At 60.4% G+C, this 16,220-nt stretch carries 13 protein-coding genes; 7 read left to right on the forward strand and 6 right to left on the reverse strand.

What is annotated here, in order from left to right; translation table 11 throughout:
* The first annotated feature begins 138 nt into the window (after positions 1–138).
* The gene (locus CLU84_RS01810) at positions 139–876 is read left to right on the forward strand and encodes an amino acid ABC transporter ATP-binding protein (protein ID WP_099735670.1); all 738 of its coding nucleotides are present in this window, start codon (positions 139–141) and stop codon (positions 874–876) included.
* A 144-nt stretch (positions 877–1,020) separates the two neighbouring features.
* Here CLU84_RS01810 and rocF read toward each other — a convergent pair whose 3' ends face one another.
* Entirely contained in the window at positions 1,021–1,986 is a 966-nt protein-coding gene (gene rocF, locus CLU84_RS01815) for an arginase (RefSeq protein WP_199173667.1), read from the reverse strand.
* Between the two features lie 2 nt (positions 1,987–1,988).
* Positions 1,989–3,095, reverse strand: coding sequence for an ornithine cyclodeaminase (locus CLU84_RS01820; RefSeq protein WP_099735671.1), 1,107 nt, complete (start codon positions 3,093–3,095; stop codon positions 1,989–1,991).
* A 122-nt stretch (positions 3,096–3,217) separates the two neighbouring features.
* Here CLU84_RS01820 and pyrC point away from each other — a divergent pair, with 122 nt between their 5' ends.
* From pyrC to CLU84_RS01850, 6 genes are all read left to right on the forward strand, one after another.
* Positions 3,218–4,255, forward strand: coding sequence for a dihydroorotase (gene pyrC / locus CLU84_RS01825; RefSeq protein WP_099735672.1), 1,038 nt, complete (start codon positions 3,218–3,220; stop codon positions 4,253–4,255).
* A gap of 160 nt (positions 4,256–4,415) precedes the next feature.
* Positions 4,416–5,288, forward strand: coding sequence for an NYN domain-containing protein (locus CLU84_RS01830; RefSeq protein ID WP_099735673.1), 873 nt, complete (start codon positions 4,416–4,418; stop codon positions 5,286–5,288).
* The gene (locus CLU84_RS01835; protein WP_369826783.1) at positions 5,285–6,133 is read left to right on the forward strand and encodes a DUF3025 domain-containing protein; all 849 of its coding nucleotides are present in this window, start codon (positions 5,285–5,287) and stop codon (positions 6,131–6,133) included. Before CLU84_RS01830 ends, CLU84_RS01835 begins: the two co-directional genes overlap by 4 nt.
* A gap of 73 nt (positions 6,134–6,206) precedes the next feature.
* Entirely contained in the window at positions 6,207–7,079 is an 873-nt protein-coding gene (gene htpX, locus CLU84_RS01840) for a protease HtpX (RefSeq protein WP_099735674.1), read from the forward strand.
* A 113-nt stretch (positions 7,080–7,192) separates the two neighbouring features.
* Positions 7,193–7,561, forward strand: coding sequence for a YXWGXW repeat-containing protein (locus CLU84_RS01845; protein ID WP_099735675.1), 369 nt, complete (start codon positions 7,193–7,195; stop codon positions 7,559–7,561).
* Positions 7,562–7,656: 95 nt separating this feature from the next.
* Positions 7,657–8,454: an oxepin-CoA hydrolase, alternative type gene (locus CLU84_RS01850; RefSeq protein ID WP_099735676.1), complete on the forward strand. Its 798-nt coding sequence runs from the start codon at positions 7,657–7,659 to the stop codon at positions 8,452–8,454.
* Positions 8,455–8,460: 6 nt separating this feature from the next.
* Here CLU84_RS01850 and CLU84_RS01855 read toward each other — a convergent pair whose 3' ends face one another.
* From CLU84_RS01855 to sbcD, 4 genes are all read right to left on the reverse strand, one after another.
* The gene (locus tag CLU84_RS01855; RefSeq protein WP_099737810.1) at positions 8,461–9,030 is read right to left on the reverse strand and encodes a hypothetical protein; all 570 of its coding nucleotides are present in this window, start codon (positions 9,028–9,030) and stop codon (positions 8,461–8,463) included.
* Positions 9,031–9,386: 356 nt separating this feature from the next.
* A complete protein-coding gene (locus tag CLU84_RS01860; protein WP_099735677.1) occupies positions 9,387–11,171 on the reverse strand; it encodes an NAD(P)/FAD-dependent oxidoreductase in 1,785 nt (594 codons plus the stop codon).
* A 307-nt stretch (positions 11,172–11,478) separates the two neighbouring features.
* Positions 11,479–14,916 (reverse strand): AAA family ATPase, encoded by a 3,438-nt coding sequence (locus CLU84_RS01865; protein ID WP_099735678.1) that lies wholly within the window; start codon positions 14,914–14,916, stop codon positions 11,479–11,481.
* Entirely contained in the window at positions 14,913–16,169 is a 1,257-nt protein-coding gene (sbcD, locus tag CLU84_RS01870; protein ID WP_099735679.1) for an exonuclease subunit SbcD, read from the reverse strand. Before sbcD ends, CLU84_RS01865 begins: the two co-directional genes overlap by 4 nt.
* Between the last annotated feature and the right edge of the window lie 51 nt (positions 16,170–16,220).

The raw sequence follows: 16,220 nt of genomic DNA on the forward strand, positions 1-16,220 counted from the left end.
TCCCTGAGTCACTTCGCATCTTCCCCCTGAAGGGGACGACGACCTTTGCTGCGGGATTGGCCTTTCTGGCCATCTCACACGATGGCTCCGCTGCTTGCGGGCGTTGTGATGGATAACTGACACGAGTCGGAGTTAAAAATGATTGAACTCAAGAACGTTTCCAAGTGGTACGGCAGCTTTCAGGTGCTGTCCGATTGCTCCACTAATATTGACAAAGGTGAAGTGGTGGTCGTGTGCGGGCCTTCGGGCTCGGGCAAGTCCACCCTGATCAAGACCATCAACGCGCTGGAGCCCTTCCAGAAGGGCGAGATCTTTGTGGACGGCACTGCGGTGCATGACCCAAAGACCAACCTACCCAAGCTGCGCAGCCGCGTGGGCATGGTGTTTCAGCACTTTGAGCTGTTCCCTCATCTGTCCGTGACCGAGAACCTGACCATCGCGCAGATGAAGGTGTTGGGCCGCAGTGCAGACGATGCCAAGACCCGTGGCCTGAAGATGCTGGACCGCGTGGGCCTGACTGCTCACAAGGACAAGTTCCCCGGTCAGCTCTCCGGTGGTCAGCAGCAGCGCGTGGCCATTGCGCGTGCGTTGTCCATGGACCCCATCGTCATGCTGTTTGATGAACCTACCTCGGCGCTGGACCCTGAAATGGTCGGCGAAGTACTGGATGTCATGATGGGCCTGGCCAATGAAGGCATGACCATGATGTGTGTGACCCACGAGATGGGCTTTGCCCGCAAGGTGGCCAGCCGCGTGATCTTTATGGATGTGGGCGGCAAGATTCTGGAAGACTGCAGCAAGGAAGAGTTCTTCGGTCACCCCGAAAACCGCCAGCCGCGCACCAAGGAATTCCTCAACAAGATCCTGCAGCACTGATGCGGTAGGTCACCCAGAAAAAGGCGCTCGAAATAGCGCCTTTTTTACGACCCCAAACTGATGCACTTCAATACAGAGATACCGAGCAAGAGCCGCCTCGCGGCGAAGATGTTCTGACCTTCCGGAGGAAGGCGCAGAAGCGCCTCAGGGGGAGCGCATGAGTACACTTTGGCCAAACAGGCTTTGCACCAAATCCACGACCAGCTCCGCCGTCTGATTGCGCAAGTCCAGCGCGGGATTCAACTCCACAATATCCAGCGATGCGAGGCGGCCTGTATCTGCAATCATCTCCATGCACAGCTGGGCTTCACGGTAGGTGGGGCCGCCGCGCACCGGCGTGCCGGTGCCGGGTGCAATATCGGGATCGAGAAAATCCACATCAAAGCTCAGGTGCAGGTGAGTGTCTTCGCCTTCGGTGCCCAGCAGCCCGTCCAGCGCACGGCGCATGACTTCTCGCATGCCCAGCTCATCGATGGCGCGCATGTCGTAAACCTCAAGTCCCAGCTCGCGAATCATCAGCTTCTCGCTGGTGTCCACGCTGCGCAGCCCAATCTGGCAAAAGGCCGAAGCGGGCAGGGCGGGTGTCGTGCCAGACAGCGATGCCAGTTCAGCAGGCCCTAGCCCGCACAGGCTGGAGACAGGCATGCCGTGCAGATTGCCACTGGGCGAGCTTTCGGGGGTGTTGCAGTCTGAATGCGCATCAAGCCATAGCACGCGCAGGCGCTTGCCCGTGGCGCGGCAATGCCGGGCAATGGCGCTTATGGAGCCGGTGGCTAGCGTATGGTCGCCTCCCAGCATGATGGGCAGGCGACTTTGCTGCAGCACTTGGAGCACGGCGTCATGTGCGATTTGGTTCCAGCGCAGGGCTTCGGCCAGATTGCGCAGCCCCTGTGCATCGCGCCCGCCGCGTGGGTTTGAGGGGCCTGCGAGATTACCCAGGTCATTCACTGCGACGCCAAGCTGCTCAAGTGCCGGGGCCAGTTGCGCAACCCGCAGCGCATCAGGCCCCATGGCCGCTCCCAGCCGTGATGCGCCCACATCGGTGGGAATTCCAATCAAGGTGGCTTGCATGGTGTGACTTTCGGGGATGGGCGAAGGCTTGTTTTTCATGGCTACGCCGTTTTGCGTTTCACAAGGCTCATGGCTTGCGCGCTTATTGCCTGCCGAACCATGGCGAACAGATCTTTGGGATCGCTCAGCGCAGGCACTAGCTCGATCTGGGACAGTAGGCCGAACTGGCGTGCAAGGCTGTGCATGGTGCGCAGGGCTGAGTAGTCTTCCAGTGCAAAGCCCACCGAGTCGAACAAGGTGATCTTCTCTGGGGCGGTGCGACCGGGAGCCTGCCCCTGCAGCACACGCCAAAGCTCGGTGACGGCAAAGTCGGCTGGCATTTGCTGCAGCTCGCCTTCGATGCGCGTCTGTGGCTCGTATTCGACAAAGACCTGCGCACGCTGCAAGGCCGGGGCATCGAATTCGGTCTTACCTGGACAGTCTCCGCCCACGGCGTTGATATGCATGCCGGGCTCCAGCAGGTGGCCTGCAACGATGACGGCGCGGGTCTTGTCGGCGGTGACTGTGGTCACTATGTCTTTGCCTGCCACGGCATCCGGCACGCTGGTGCAGATGATGGCGGTGGCTGCAAATTGATGCAAAAAGGGTTGGAGATTGCGCAGCAGTTTTTGCGATGCGGCCGGGTCGATGTCAAACAGGCGCAGCTCGCTGACGCCTAGCAGCTCCATGAAGGCCAAGGCCTGAAATTCGCTTTGAGAGCCATTGCCGATCAGCGCCATGCTGCGGCTGTTCCCACGGGCCAGATGGCGCGCTGCCATGGCAGATGTGGCGGCGGTACGCAGGGCGGTGGTCAGCGTCAGCTCGCTGACAACGCGGGGCATGCCGGTGGCGACATCAGCCAGCGCGCCAAAAGCCATCACCGTAGGTAGGCCGTGGCTAGGGTTCAACGGGTGGCCGTTGACATATTTGAAGGCGTAGTCCTGCGCATCGGCCACGGGCATCAGCTCAATCACGCCACTGGGGGAATGCGCCGCAGTGCGTGCACTTTTGTCAAAGTCTTGCCAGCGACCAAAGTCGGCTTCTATGGCTTCGGCGATGAGGCGCAGCACCTTGGTAATGCCCACGCGGGCGACCAGGCGTGCCGCATCGCTGGCGCTGAGAAAGTCGGTCTGAACTTGCCCTGCAGACTGGCGTTGAGGGATAGACATGATGTGTCCTCCTTTGCCCCATTCTTGAGGATTTCCGCCCTGAAAGCCAGAGGCTGTTAACCGAGATGCCTGTGCAAGAGAAAGGCTGCGGCGGTGAGCAGGGATGATGGGACAATATCGGCATGACTCAGACTCTCACGATCACCCGCCCCGATGACTGGCACCTGCACGTGCGCGATGGCGATGCCATGCGCTGCGTGGTGCCGCACACCGCCCGTCAGATGGGCCGCGCCATCATCATGCCTAACCTCAAGCCGCCTGTGACGACGGCTGAGCTGGCTATTGCTTACCGCGATCGCATTTTGTCGGCCGTGCCCGCAGGCAGCCAATTCCAGCCTTTGATGACGCTGTACCTGACGGATAACCTGGGCCCCGATGAAATCGTGCGTGCCAAGGCGGCGGGTGTGGTGGCCTGCAAGCTCTACCCCGCTGGTGCGACCACCAATTCCGATCACGGCGTGACTGATCTGCGCAAGATTTACCCCACGCTCGAAGCCATGCAGCGCGAAGGCCTGGTGCTGCTGGTGCATGGTGAAGTCACCGATCAGAGCGTTGACCTGTTTGACCGCGAGGCTATGTTTATCGAGCAGCAACTCAAGCCTCTGCGGAAGGACTTCCCTGAGCTGAAGATTGTCATGGAGCACGTGACGACCAAGGAAGCTGCCGAATATGTGGCTGCTGCCGATGACTTTCTGGCTGCCACCATCACGCCCCAGCATTTGCTGTTCAACCGCAACGCCATTTTCCTGGGCGGCGTGCGCCCGCACTTCTATTGCCTACCAGTTCTGAAGCGCGAAACCCACCGTCTGGCACTGGTGCAGGCCGCTACCAGCGGCAGCAAGAAGTTCTTCCTGGGCACAGATAGCGCTCCCCACGCAGCTCACCTTAAGGAAGCCGCCACGGGCTGCGCAGGCTGCTACAGCGCCCACGCCGCGATTGAGATGTATGCCGAAGTGTTTGACGGCGTTGGCGCGCTGGACAAGCTCGAAGGCTTTGCCTCCTTCAACGGTGCAGACTTCTACGGCCAGCCCCGCAACACCGACACCATCACCCTGGTCAAGGAAAGCTGGACGCCGCCCGTGAGCTTTGAGTACGGCGAAGGCGCCCAGCTCAAGCCACTGCGCTTTGGCGATGCCTTGCCCTGGAAGATGCTTGATTAAAAAGTGAACTGAAAGCGCTTGCATCTTCTGGGTTTGCAGATGTATTTAGCTTGAAAGCAAGAAAGGAGTGGCGCAAGCTGCTCCTTTTTTATTGGGTGTTTATTTGGTGCTGTCAAGTGGCTCGGTTAGTCTTGGCTCACAAGATCACTCAGGAGATTGCATGCCTACCGATGTTCAGCCCCGGATTGCCTTGTTGATTGATGCGGACAACGCGCCCGCCGAGATGATTGATGAAATCCTGACCGAGTTGTCCACCTTCGGCCTCATCAACATTCGCCGTGCTTATGGCAATTGGACCAAGCCCGGCCTGCATGGCTGGCAGAGCAAGCTGCTGGAAAATGCAGTGCGGCCCATGCAGCAGTTTGATTACTCCAAAGGCAAGAACGCCACCGACATGGCGATGACGGTCGATGCCATGGAGCTGCTCTACACAGAAAAGCCCGACGCCTTTGGCATTGTCTCGTCGGATGCCGACTTCACCCCGCTAGTCATGCACCTGCGCGCCAAGGGCGCTGCTGTCTATGGCTTTGGCGCAGCGCAGACGCCGCGCGCCTTCGTCAACGCTTGCTCGCGCTTTCTGTACTTTGAGGCCTTGCTGGAGCTGGGCGACGGCATCACCAGCCGCAGCGATCGCCGTGAATTGCAGGAAGCCGATGCCGCAGTGCGCCAGCCAGCCGAGCAAGCCACACAGGCTCAACCCACCAACAATTCCAAGGCCGCTGGCGGTACAGGCATAGCAGCACCGGCCTGTGCCAATTTGCGCGTGCCATCGCATCTGCTGCGTGAAGACAGGCCGCTAATCGCCATGCTGCGTGACGCCGTCAAAGCCATGCAGGATGAAACCGGCTGGGCGCGCGTCAGCGCCGTGGGCACACATATCGGCAACAAACTCTCTTTTGATGCGCGCAACTACGGCTATGCCTCGCTGACCAAGCTCATGGCCGCGACTCAGGCCTTTGATTTGCGCGATGAAGGCACGCCCCGCGTGGCGGTGCGTGACAAACGGTCGGCAGGCGATGGAGTGGCGCATTGACTGCTGTGGATAACCTGCCCGTAGAGCTGGCGACGGATTGGACTATTGACTGGCAAGCCCTGTGGCTTGCGCAGCTGCGAGCGCTGGGCCAGCAGGTGCATGCACTGGTGCAGGGCGGGGCATCGGTGGCCAGTGCGCTGCAACAGGTGGCGGCGGCACATGGTTTGCTGCAGGGCTGGCAGTTTGTTGATCAGCAGCAACTGCCCGCAGGCCAGGCGTATGAGGCCTTTATTCGCAATCAGCGCTGCATTCCCACTCGGGATAATTTGCATGACTTCTTCAACGGTCTGATCTGGCTGCACTGGCCCCGACTTAAACAGCAGCTCAATGTGCTGCAGGCAAGCGAGATTGAGCGGCAAGGCGTGGGTGCGCAGCGTGGACGCTTGCGTGATTCGGTCACGGTTCTCGATGAAAACGGCGGCTTGCTGCTGGCCCCGCAGGCTTTGTGCGACGCATTGCGAGAAAAGCGCTGGCAGGACTTGTTTGTGCGCCAGCGTGATCTGTGGGCGCAGGCCCAGTTTTTCCCCATAGGCCACGCCTTGCTGGAAAAGCTGGTGCAGCCGCGCAAGGCGATTACGGCGCATGTGATCTGCGTGCCGCTTGCGCAAGGCTCGTCGTCCATCACCTCCATGATGGCAGCCGATGGCTGGTTGAGCGAGCAGTTGCTGAATGCAGCTTGCAATCTGGCAAACAAACCCTATCTACCTATTCCCATACTAGGAATCCCGGGCTGGTGCCATCAAAACCAGAACTTTTCCTTCTATGATGACTCTCTCGTTTTCCGAGCCCCACGTACCGTACAAACACCACAACAACCGGTACTGCCAGAAAGAGATCTGGCTTGATGAGCATTCGCCGCACACAGGCGGTGCATGAGGGGTTTTGGCCATTTTGTCCCCTGTGTGGAGTACACCCTCGATGAAACGTATTGCCTTATTTTTATTGACCAACATCGCCGTTGTAGCGGTGCTGGGCATTGTCGCCAACTTGCTGGGCGTCAACCGCTTTCTCACCGCCAACGGCCTCAATCTGGGCTCCCTGCTGGGCTTTGCCTTCATCATGGGCTTTGGCGGCGCGATCATTTCGCTGCTGATCTCCAAGCCCATGGCCAAGTGGACCTCGGGCGTGCAAGTCATCAACGAGCCGCGCAATGCTGACGAGGCCTGGATCGTCAACACCGTGCGCGGCTTTGCCGACAAGGCCGGTATCGGCATGCCCGAAGTCGGCATCTACGAAGGCGAGCCCAATGCCTTTGCGACGGGCGCTTTCAAGAACTCGGCACTGGTCGCCGTGTCCACAGGTCTGCTCGAAGGCATGACCCGTGAAGAAGTCGAAGCCGTGATCGGCCACGAAGTGGCCCACATCGCCAATGGCGACATGGTGACCATGACGCTGATCCAGGGCGTCATGAACACGTTTGTGGTCTTTCTGTCGCGTGTCATCGGCTATGCGGTGGACAGCTTCTTGCGCAAGAACGACGAAAACAGCTCAGGCCCCGGCATTGGTTACTACGTAACCACCATCGTGCTCGATATCCTGCTGGGCTTTGTGGCCGCCATGATCGTGGCCTGGTTCTCGCGCCAGCGTGAATTCCGTGCCGATGCCGGCGCCGCACAGCTGATGGGCAATCGCCAGCCCATGATCAATGCCCTGGCCCGTCTGGGCGGCATGCATCCGGGCGAGCTGCCCAAGAGCGTGCAAGCCATGGGTATCACCGGCAATATCGGCAAGCTGTTCTCCACTCATCCTCCGATGGAAGAGCGCATTGCAGCCCTGCAAAACGCACGCTGACGGATGATTAATATGTAAACGGCAGTAGCCTGTCTTTACGCTCGCTTCACAAGCCCCTGTCAACAACTGGCAGGGGCTTTCGCGTTGTAGAGCTAAGACTTTCAGGAGTGCTCATGTCTTTCATCTCTCAATCTTCAACCCGCCGTCTGCTACCCGCTCTGGTGCTTGGCGGGGCCTGTGCCTTGCTCACCGGCTGTGTAGTGGCTCCGGCCTATCCGGCATATGGCTCCGAGGTGGTGGTCGGCGATGTTTATGCGCCTATGGCACCGCCTCCCTTGCGCAATGAGGTGATCCCGATTGCACCCTCGCCAGCCTATGTCTGGATAGGCGGTTCCTGGGGCTGGGGCGGTGGCCGCTACAACTGGAACCCTGGTCGCTGGGCCATGCCGCCACGCCCCGGCTATGGCTGGCATGAGGGGGGCTGGAATCATGGCCCCGGTGGTTGGCGTGGACATGGTGGCCACTGGGGGCCGCGCCGCTAATCGCCCGTGAGCGGTCCGCCAGGTGACAGCTGGCCGCGCTATCCCGCTAGGCGGGCTGGGCGGCTGTCGCTACAGTGGGGTGCAGGAGGTCTGCTATGAATTCTGCACTTGTCACCCGGCGCGAAGGCGCTGTTCTTATCCTCTCCAACAACAACCCGGCAGCGCGCAATGCGCTGTCGCCAGAGTACTACCACGCCGTCATGGATGGCCTGCGTGCTGCGGGTACCGATGCCTCTGTGGCCGCAATCATCCTGACGGGTGAAGGCGGCCATTTTTGCGCTGGTGGTGATCTGAATCAGCTGGCCACGCGCCGAGCCATGCCGCTGGCTGAGCGGCGCATCAAGCTCGAAGACCTTAACCATCTCATTCGCGCCATACGCGACTGCCCCAAGCCGGTGATTGCAGCGGTTGAAGGCGCAGCAGCGGGGGCAGGCCTGTCTCTGGCCATGGCTTGCGACCTGATGGTGGCAGCCAAGTCCGCCGTGTTTTCTGTGGCTTATGTGAAAGTGGGGCTGACGCCGGATGGCGGGGCCACTTCGTTTCTGGCCGAGTTTGTCTCGCGCCAGGTGCTGACCGAGCTTTGTCTGACGGGCGAACGCATCAGCGGCGAGCGCATGCATGCTCTGGGTTGCATCAACCGTTTGACGGAAACCGGCGCAGCCTTGCATGCGGCACTGGCGCTGGCCCAGCAACTGGCGCAGGGGCCGGAAGTGGCTACCGCCCGAATCAAGACGCTGTGCCGCGTAGCACACCACCACAGCTTGGAAGAGCAGCTGGCACTGGAGGCCGACTATATGGTCGAGGCCCAGGGCAGCGAAGAATCCCGCGAGGGCATTGGCGCATTTCTGGAAAAGCGCGCCCCAGACTTTGCCAGGCTGCGAAGCGCTGAATAAAGCGGCTTAACGCACCGTGTAATTGAGCTGGAACATCACGCCGGCATTGCCCAGCACATTGACCTGTGCGCCCCAGTTACGGTTGAAGTCATAGCCCAAGGCAGGAATGGCCGTGATGCCCCAGCCATGCTTGTTGTTGAGCGGGATTTTCTTGTTGAACGGAAATTTGTAGCCGTGAATGATGCCGCCCGTGAGCTTGATGAACAGGCCAGGGGCGCTGTCGAACGGCCTGAAGCGCCAGCCGTAATAAGCGTACTGGCTGGGCTGGCCGAATGAGTTCTTGAAATAGGCAAAGCCTGCGATATGGCGTTTGTCTAGTTCTTTCTCGGCCTGAATCAGCCAGACATAGGCATGTTTCTGCTCGTCGGGCTCAAAGTCGTTCTCCTTCCTGGCGTCGGAGAAATGCCAGTCGAAGGGGGCGTAGCCAAACATCCAGCCTGACAACGCTGAGGGCGTGCCGGCATTGTCTGCCGCAGGGGGTGAATTGCTGGTTTGCGCCAGGGCTGCAGTACTGACTATCAGGCCGGTGGGCCCGAGGCAGGAGAGGGATAGAGCAGCAATGCGCAGAGTTTTCATGGTGATGCCTGACATGCGATGAAGCGATCAGCGTACTCATGCTCGTCATCGGCTCCTGTCAGCCAGTGCCCCAAAACTTGTAAAAGGCGATGGAGACTGATGTGTGCCCCAGCAAAAGGCGAAACTGCAGCAGCAGGCAGACGCCCAGAGCTGGCTCGGATCAAAGCGCTGGTTCAGCGGCTCGCTGACCAGAAAGACAAACGGTTGGGTGAGGCCCCTGGGATCAGTCAGTCGTTGATGGCGTATTGAACGAGTATGTTGGAGGCGAGCACCACCACGCCCATGGCCGATACCGCCAGCAGCAGGGCTGGCGTACCGGGGCGCGGATAGGGCGTAGCGAGGCTGATGGCTGCGATTTACAGCGCACCGCCAGAACCACGTGAGCCGGACGAAGGCACAGGCAGGTTCAAGATAGCGCAGGCCACGGCTTCACCGACCTTGATGCCATCCACACCTGCGGACAAAATGCCGCCAGCGTAGCTGGCACCTTCACCTGCGGGGTATAGGCCGCGCGTGTTGTCGCTCTGGAAGTCTGCGCCACGGCCAATTTTGACGGGCGATGAGGTACGTGTTTCCACCCCCGTCAGCACGGCATCATTCATGTCGTAGCCGCGAATCTTCTTGCCAAACGCGGGCAGGGCCTCGCGCATGGCTTCAATCGCGTAGGTGGGCAGGGCTTGGTGCAGGTCACCCAGATGAATGCCAGGCTTGTACGATGGCTGAACCGCGCCAAATTCTGACGAAGGTGTGCCCACTACAAAATCGCCCACCAGTTGGCCGGGCGCGCTGTAGTTCTGGCCGCCCAGATCGTAGGCTTTGGATTCCAGTTGGCGCTGCAGCACAACGCCTGAAAGCGGGTGATGCTCACCTTTTTGCATCTTTTCCACGCCCAAGGTCTTGCCGTCAAACGCCCAGGAAAAACTCTCGGCATCTTGCGGATAGTCTTCGGGGCTGATGGCACAGACCATGCCCGCATTGGCATTGCGCTCGGCGCGCGAGTACTGGCTCATGCCATTGGTGACGACGCGGCCGGGCTCGCTGGTCGCAGCCACCACGGTGCCGCCGGGACACATGCAAAAGCTGTAAACGGCGCGGCCGTTCTTGGCGTGGTGCACCAGCTTGTAATCCGCAGCGCCCAGCAGCGGGTGACCCGCATCCTTGCCCCAGCGGGCGCGGTCAATCACGCTTTGCGGGTGCTCGATACGGAAGCCGATGGAGAAGGGCTTGGCTTCCATGGCCACACCGCGCTCGTAGAAGTTGACAAAAGTATCGCGTGCGCTATGGCCCAGTGCCATCACCGCGTGGTGGGTGGGCAGGTGGTAGCTTTCGCCGGTGACCTGATTGAGCACTTGCAGGCCAGTCAGCTGGCGCTGCTCGCCTTCGCCCTCGATCTGCACATCGGTCACGCGCTGTTCAAAGCGCACTTCCCCGCCCAGACGCACGATTTCTTCGCGAATGCCTTCAACCAGCTTGACCAGCTTGAAAGTGCCGATATGGGGGTGGGCGGTGTAGAGAATCTCTGGCGGTGCGCCGAAAGTCACAAATTCTGTCAGTACCTTGCGGCCAAGATGGCGTGGATCCTTGATCTGGCTGTAGAGCTTGCCGTCAGAGAACGTGCCCGCACCGCCTTCGCCGTACTGCACGTTGGATTCGGGTGTCAGCTCGCGCTTGCGCCACAGGCGCCAGGTGTCCTTGGTGCGCTGGCGCACGGTCTTGCCGCGTTCCAGCACGATGGGCTTGAAACCCATCTGGGCCAGAACCAGGCCGGCAAACATGCCGCAGGGGCCAAAGCCTACAACCACGGGGCGCTCATCCATATCGGCGGGAGCCTGGCCCACCGGCGTCCAGCGCATGTCTGGCGTGAGGTTGACGTGGGAGTGGTCCGCAAAGTGCGCCAGCAGCGCGGCTTCCTGGCTTTCATCGGCCAGCGTGATGTCGACGATATACACCGCCAGCAACTCGGTCTTGCGCGCATCAAAGCTGCGCTTGTGCACCTGCAGGCCTGCAATGGCCTTGGCGGGCAAGCCCAGACGCTCGGCGGCTAAAGCCGTGAGCTTTTCAAGGGGCTGAAATTCGGTGTGGTTTTCGGGGTGGTATTCCACCGCCGACAAAGGGAGTTTGAGTTCTGCGATCCGGATCATGGCTTGTACCTATCAAGCAAGGGCTTGGATGGTAAGGCAAAGCCAGCAGGGCTGCGCAGCAAGGCAGCGGTGACCTGCGTTTGTGTTGTGCTTATGGTGTTTAAAAAGTGAGCGGTTTGCGTTTGGTTGCATTCATTTGTGGATCAATTTCAAGTTGAAGTAAATACATATCAACCGCTACACGCTACTGATTCGATAGTTGTCGGCTTGGCTTGTAGAGCAGTTGCAGCAGCCACAGGCCGATCTGAGGCCTGATCGGCATTGTTGCGGGTATGCGTTGCTGCTGCCACGGTCACATCACGTAGCGCTAGATCACCAGTTTGGAATAACCAATCCCCGCAGCCTTCTCGACCTTGATCTGTGCCGGAATGCGCTCTTTGAGCGCCTCCACATGGCTGATGACGCCAATCATCTTGCCGCTGGCGTTCAGTGCATCCAGCGCAGACAGCGCCACTTCCAGCGTGTCGCCGTCTAAGGTGCCAAAGCCTTCGTCGAGGAACAGGGAGTCGATAGAGGTCTTGCTGCTAACCAGATCGGACAATGCCAGCGCCAGAGCCAGACTGACGAGGAATGCCTCGCCGCCCGACAGCGTGCGCGTGTCGCGCGCCACATCGCCTTGCCAGTTGTCCACAATATCGAGCTCCAGTTCGCCCGTGGGCTTGCGGCGCAGCAGGTAACGGCCATGCAGTCTTAGCAGGTGCTGGTTGGCCAGATGCAGCAGATGGTCTAGCGTCAGTCCCTGCGCAAACTTGCGGAACTTGTCGCCCTTGGCGGAGCCAATCAGACCGTCTAGCCGCTGCCACAGGTCGCTGTCTTTTTCCTGCGCTGCAATTTGCTCCAGCAGCGCTTGCTGGCCTGCGCGGTGCTGGTCGTCGTCTGTTAAGCGGGCGCGGTGCGCGCCTAGTTGCTCGGCCTGCTGGGCGCGTTCGGCTTCCAGCTGGGTGATTTGCTGGGTGATGGCTTCGGGCATCTCATCGCTCAAGGCCTGCGATTGCAGCGCAGCCAGCCGCTGGGTTGCATCAGCCAGCAAGGTGCTGGCGCGCTGCTCTGCGGCGTGCAATTGATCGCTCAGCGCCTGCAAGCGGCTGTGCTCGGTATCGGCCAGCAGGGCTGATGAGTACTGCACTTCATCGGCAAATGGACTGGTTTGCAGCGCTTGCTGCCATGCGCCATGAGCTTGGTCTGCCGATTGCTGCAACTGCGCCAGCGTACTCTGGGCGTGAGTGATTTGGCCTTGCAGCAATGCCAGCGTTTGCGCAGTGCGCTCTATCTGCACTATGCAGTCGGCCAGCGTGGCGGCGGGTGTCACGGAATAAGCCGGTACATCGGCGGGCAGTGCGGGCAAGGCATTGTTGCGCTGCCGCCAGAGCTCGGCATCTTGCGCGGCTTGGGCGTATTGGCCTTGCTGCACTTCGATCTGGTGCGCCACTTCTTGCAGCAGCGTTTGCTGGCGCTGCCATTGCTGCCATTCTTGCTGGCGGGCGGTCAGCCAATCGGCGGTGTCCGCCGCCGCAGGCAGTGCATAGCCAGCGGCTTGTATGGAGGCTTGTAAGCTGTTTTGCAGAACGGTGGATTGCTGCTGCACCGCTTGCAGCATTTGGCTGGTTTGCAGCTGTTGCTGCATGTTGCTTTGCAGTGCTTGCTGGGTGCTGGCCTGTGCGTGGTCTGCCTGTTGCTGGTGGTGCAGCGCGGCCTGACAGGTCTCTTTGGCAGCTTGAAAATCGCGCTCGCCAGCATCGGCTAAGGCTAAGGTTTTCTCCAGCGCTGTGATTTGCTGCTGCGCCTTGTCACAGGTGGCGCTCAAAGCGTCGGGCTGCTGCCATGCAGTGTCAGCCACGGGCTCCGTTGCTTGCTCACGCAAGGAATTCCAGCGCGCTTGCCACTGTGCAATTTGCGTGGCGGTGGCATCGCGCTGCGCTTGCAGGTGTTGTTGCTGGCTCTGTGTGGTGGCAAGGGCGGTATTCAGCAACTCGCCTTGCTGCTGCAATGCATCGCGCTCTTGTTGCGCCTGCTTGAGTGCAGCTTCAGTGGCCGAAACATCGAGCGCCGCGTATTCGGTGATCGCAGGGTGATCGTGCGATCCGCACAAGGGGCAGGCTTCATCGGGCTGCAGCGCGGCGCGGTGGGCTTGCAGGCTTTGAATGCGCTGCTCCTGGGTCAGAAGGGCTTGCTTGTCGGCGACCTTTTCTTTGATGGCACGGTACTGCGCGCGCAAAACCTCGCGCTGGCTCATCTGTTGCTGAATTCGGGCTTCGCTGGCAGTCAGCGCTTGCGCATGGCTTTGCTGCTGCAGTTCCAGCGGCTGGCGCAGCGCAGCATGGGCTTGCAGTTGCTGCCAGTGGTGCAACTGCTGTTGTGCGGCTTGCCAGTTGGCGCGCAGCTGCGGCAGGCTGGCGCCATGGGCGGCAAGCCGCTGCTGCTGGGCCTGTTCTGCGGCTTGTTGCTGCTGCAGGGCGCGAGTCACTTGCTCGGCAGCTTGCGCGCTGTGCTGGGCTTGGGTGCTGGCTTGTTGTTGCAGTTGCGCGGCAGTGCGCTGCAGCTGCAGCAGCTGGTTTTCAGCCTGCGCTGTTTGCTGCTGCAGTTGCTGGTGTTGCTGCAACTGCTCGCGCCAGCCGCTGAGGTTTTCGCCCAGCTGGGCGTGGCTGGCGTGGGTCTGGCTCCATGCCGTCAAATCAGCCTGTTGCGCTCTTGTGGCTTGCCGTTGCAGCTGTGATTTTTGTAGCGCGTTGGCGCTTAACTGCTGGGCTTGCTGGTGCTGAAGCCTCTGTACGACCTGCGCTTGCAACAAGCTGGCGTGCAGGCCTTGCAACTGATGTTGCTCTGCGGCTAATTGATGGCTGGCTTGCTGCCACTGCATGTGCAATGGGCGAATCGCCAAGGCGGGCGCATGGGCTTGCAGGCGCTGCAAGTCCGGCGCGGCGTCTGCTACCGCTTGCCGGGCTGCGGCTTCTGCGCTGCGGGCTTGCTCCACTTCGGCGCTGGTGTGGGCCGTTTGCGTTTGCCATTGCTGCACGGCATGCAACTGGGCGTGCCGTGTGTGTAGATCGGCCAGCGTGGCGCTCAGTTGTTGGGTCTGCGCTTGCAGATCGCTGCGCGTGGCTTCATCCAGCAATTGCATGCCATTGGCCTGAGCTTGCTGTTTTTCCAGTGCTTGCTTGGCGTCGCGAGCCTGTACAAAAACGGCTTCGGAGATACGGCTATAGATGTCTGTACCAGTCAGCTCCTCCAGCAACTCGGCGCGTTCCTTGGCATCGGAGTTGAGGAAAGCCGCAAAGCCGCCCTGGGCCAGCAGCATGGATTTGGTAAAGCGCGCAAAGTCCAGCCCGGTGATCTCGGCGATGCATTCCGGCTTTTCGCTGAGACGCGTTGAAATGATGTAGCCGTCAGCGACTCGAGCCAGTTCCACAATGGGGTCTAGGAGATTTCCATCAGGCTTGTTGTGTGCACGGCGTTGGCTCCAGAAGGCACGGTAGGCCATGCCTTTGACTTCAAACTCCACTTCGGCGAAGCAGTCGGAGGTATGACGAGTGATGATGTCATTGCCGCCTTTTCCCACCTTTTTCAGCCTCGGTGTCTGGTGGTACAGCGCCAGACAAATAGCGTCGAGCAGCGTGGACTTGCCCGCGCCCGTGGGGCCGGTGATGGCGAACAAGCCGCTGTCGGCAAAGGGTGCGGCGGTGAAGTCGATGTTCCACTCGCCCTTGAGCGAGTTCAGGTTTTTAAGGCGCAGCTTCAGAATCTTCATGCGGCGTCTCCAGCTGCAGCTCCGCTTGTGTCGTTCAGGCTGCGCAGCACTTGCTGGTAGCGCTCGGTCAGTGCCAGTTGCAGGGGGGGCTCCAGATTTTCTTGTGCCAAGCGGCGCTCAAACACATCAAGCGGGCTGAGTTCGTCGAGCGATTCACGCGCATTGCCCATCAGCTGCGCAGCTGCGGTGCCGCGCTGGCGTTTGATGCGCAGAATGTTAAGCAACAAGCCTTCGGCCATGTTCTGCACGCGGCTGGCCATGTCAGCCAGATAGTCGTCTTCCTGTACTGTCACTTCAACCCAGACGGTGGTTTCGCCGCTGGCTTTGGCTGCCGCTTCTTGCAGCAAGGCGGGCAACTGGGTCAGGCTGCCGCTGAGGGCGAGCAGGGGCTGGAACACCGGCACAGGCAAGGCGGTCACGGCGTGCAGACCGCCTGCATCCAAGTCCACCAGCAGCACTTGCTTGGTTTGCCTGGCTTCGTCAAAACCCAGCGCGATGGGCGAGCCGCTGTAGCGGATATGGTCCAGGCCACCCACGGTTTGCGGCTTGTGGATATGACCCAGTGCGATATAGCTGGCGGGCGGGAAGGCGTTGGTGGGGAAGGCTTCGAGCGCGCCCACATAAATCTCGCGCACCGATTCATTGCTGCTGGCGCCCACGGTGGTCAGGTGGCCGGTGGCGATGATGGGCAGTTGCTGGCCCGTGCTGGCCAGCAAATCTGCCTGCTTTTGCTGGGCGACGGCATACACGCGCTGGTAGGTGGCTGCGATGGCGTTCTGCAGCGCCTGCTGTTTGTCTTGCGCGCTTTGCCCGGCCTGGCTTTGCTGCACATCGCGCGGGCGGATAAAGGGCAGGGCGCAGACGATGCAGCCGGGTTTTTTGTCGGTATTTCTCAGCGGCAGCGTGACGACATGCTGGGCATCGTCGCCGGTGGAGCTGACGACCTGTGTGCCAAGGTGTGAGAGCAGGTTGCGGCTTTCATCGAGCACGCTGACCGAGTCGTGGTTGCCAGCCAGCAGCAGCAGGGCTACGCCCGCTTCGTGCAGTCGAACAATCAGCTGGTTGTACAGTTCCCGCGCATAGCTGGGCGGCGCGCCGGTATCAAAAATATCGCCGGCGATGAGCACGGCATCCACCGCTTGGGTCTGGACCTGAGTGAGAAGCCAGTCGATCAGGGCCTGATGCTCGGCCTGGCGGCTGTAGCCCATGAAATGCTGGCCCAGATGCCAGTCGGAGGTGTGGAGGATGCGCATGTGCTGATGTTACGAGGGGATGCCGGGCAAAGGACTCGTAGATCAGAACAA

The organism is Comamonas sp. 26, from assembly GCF_002754475.1.
Lineage (GTDB): Bacteria > Pseudomonadota > Gammaproteobacteria > Burkholderiales > Burkholderiaceae_C > Comamonas.

Bases quoted from the DNA above. Each gene is read 5' to 3' on its own strand.
- CLU84_RS01845 (WP_099735675.1), top strand. From the start codon at position 7,193: ATGTCTTTCATCTCTCAATCTTCAACCCGCCGTCTGCTACCCGCTCTG.
- CLU84_RS01850 (WP_099735676.1), top strand. From the start codon at position 7,657: ATGAATTCTGCACTTGTCACCCGGCGCGAAGGCGCTGTTCTTATCCTC.
- CLU84_RS01865 (WP_099735678.1), bottom strand. From the start codon at position 14,916: ATGAAGATTCTGAAGCTGCGCCTTAAAAACCTGAACTCGCTCAAGGGC.
- htpX (WP_099735674.1), top strand. From the start codon at position 6,207: ATGAAACGTATTGCCTTATTTTTATTGACCAACATCGCCGTTGTAGCG.
- CLU84_RS01860 (WP_099735677.1), bottom strand. From the start codon at position 11,171: ATGATCCGGATCGCAGAACTCAAACTCCCTTTGTCGGCGGTGGAATAC.
- CLU84_RS01820 (WP_099735671.1), bottom strand. From the start codon at position 3,095: ATGTCTATCCCTCAACGCCAGTCTGCAGGGCAAGTTCAGACCGACTTT.
- pyrC (WP_099735672.1), top strand. From the start codon at position 3,218: ATGACTCAGACTCTCACGATCACCCGCCCCGATGACTGGCACCTGCAC.
- sbcD (WP_099735679.1), bottom strand. From the start codon at position 16,169: ATGCGCATCCTCCACACCTCCGACTGGCATCTGGGCCAGCATTTCATG.
- CLU84_RS01855 (WP_099737810.1), bottom strand. From the start codon at position 9,030: ATGAAAACTCTGCGCATTGCTGCTCTATCCCTCTCCTGCCTCGGGCCC.
- rocF (WP_199173667.1), bottom strand. From the start codon at position 1,986: ATGAAAAACAAGCCTTCGCCCATCCCCGAAAGTCACACCATGCAAGCC.
- CLU84_RS01810 (WP_099735670.1), top strand. From the start codon at position 139: ATGATTGAACTCAAGAACGTTTCCAAGTGGTACGGCAGCTTTCAGGTG.
- CLU84_RS01830 (WP_099735673.1), top strand. From the start codon at position 4,416: ATGCCTACCGATGTTCAGCCCCGGATTGCCTTGTTGATTGATGCGGAC.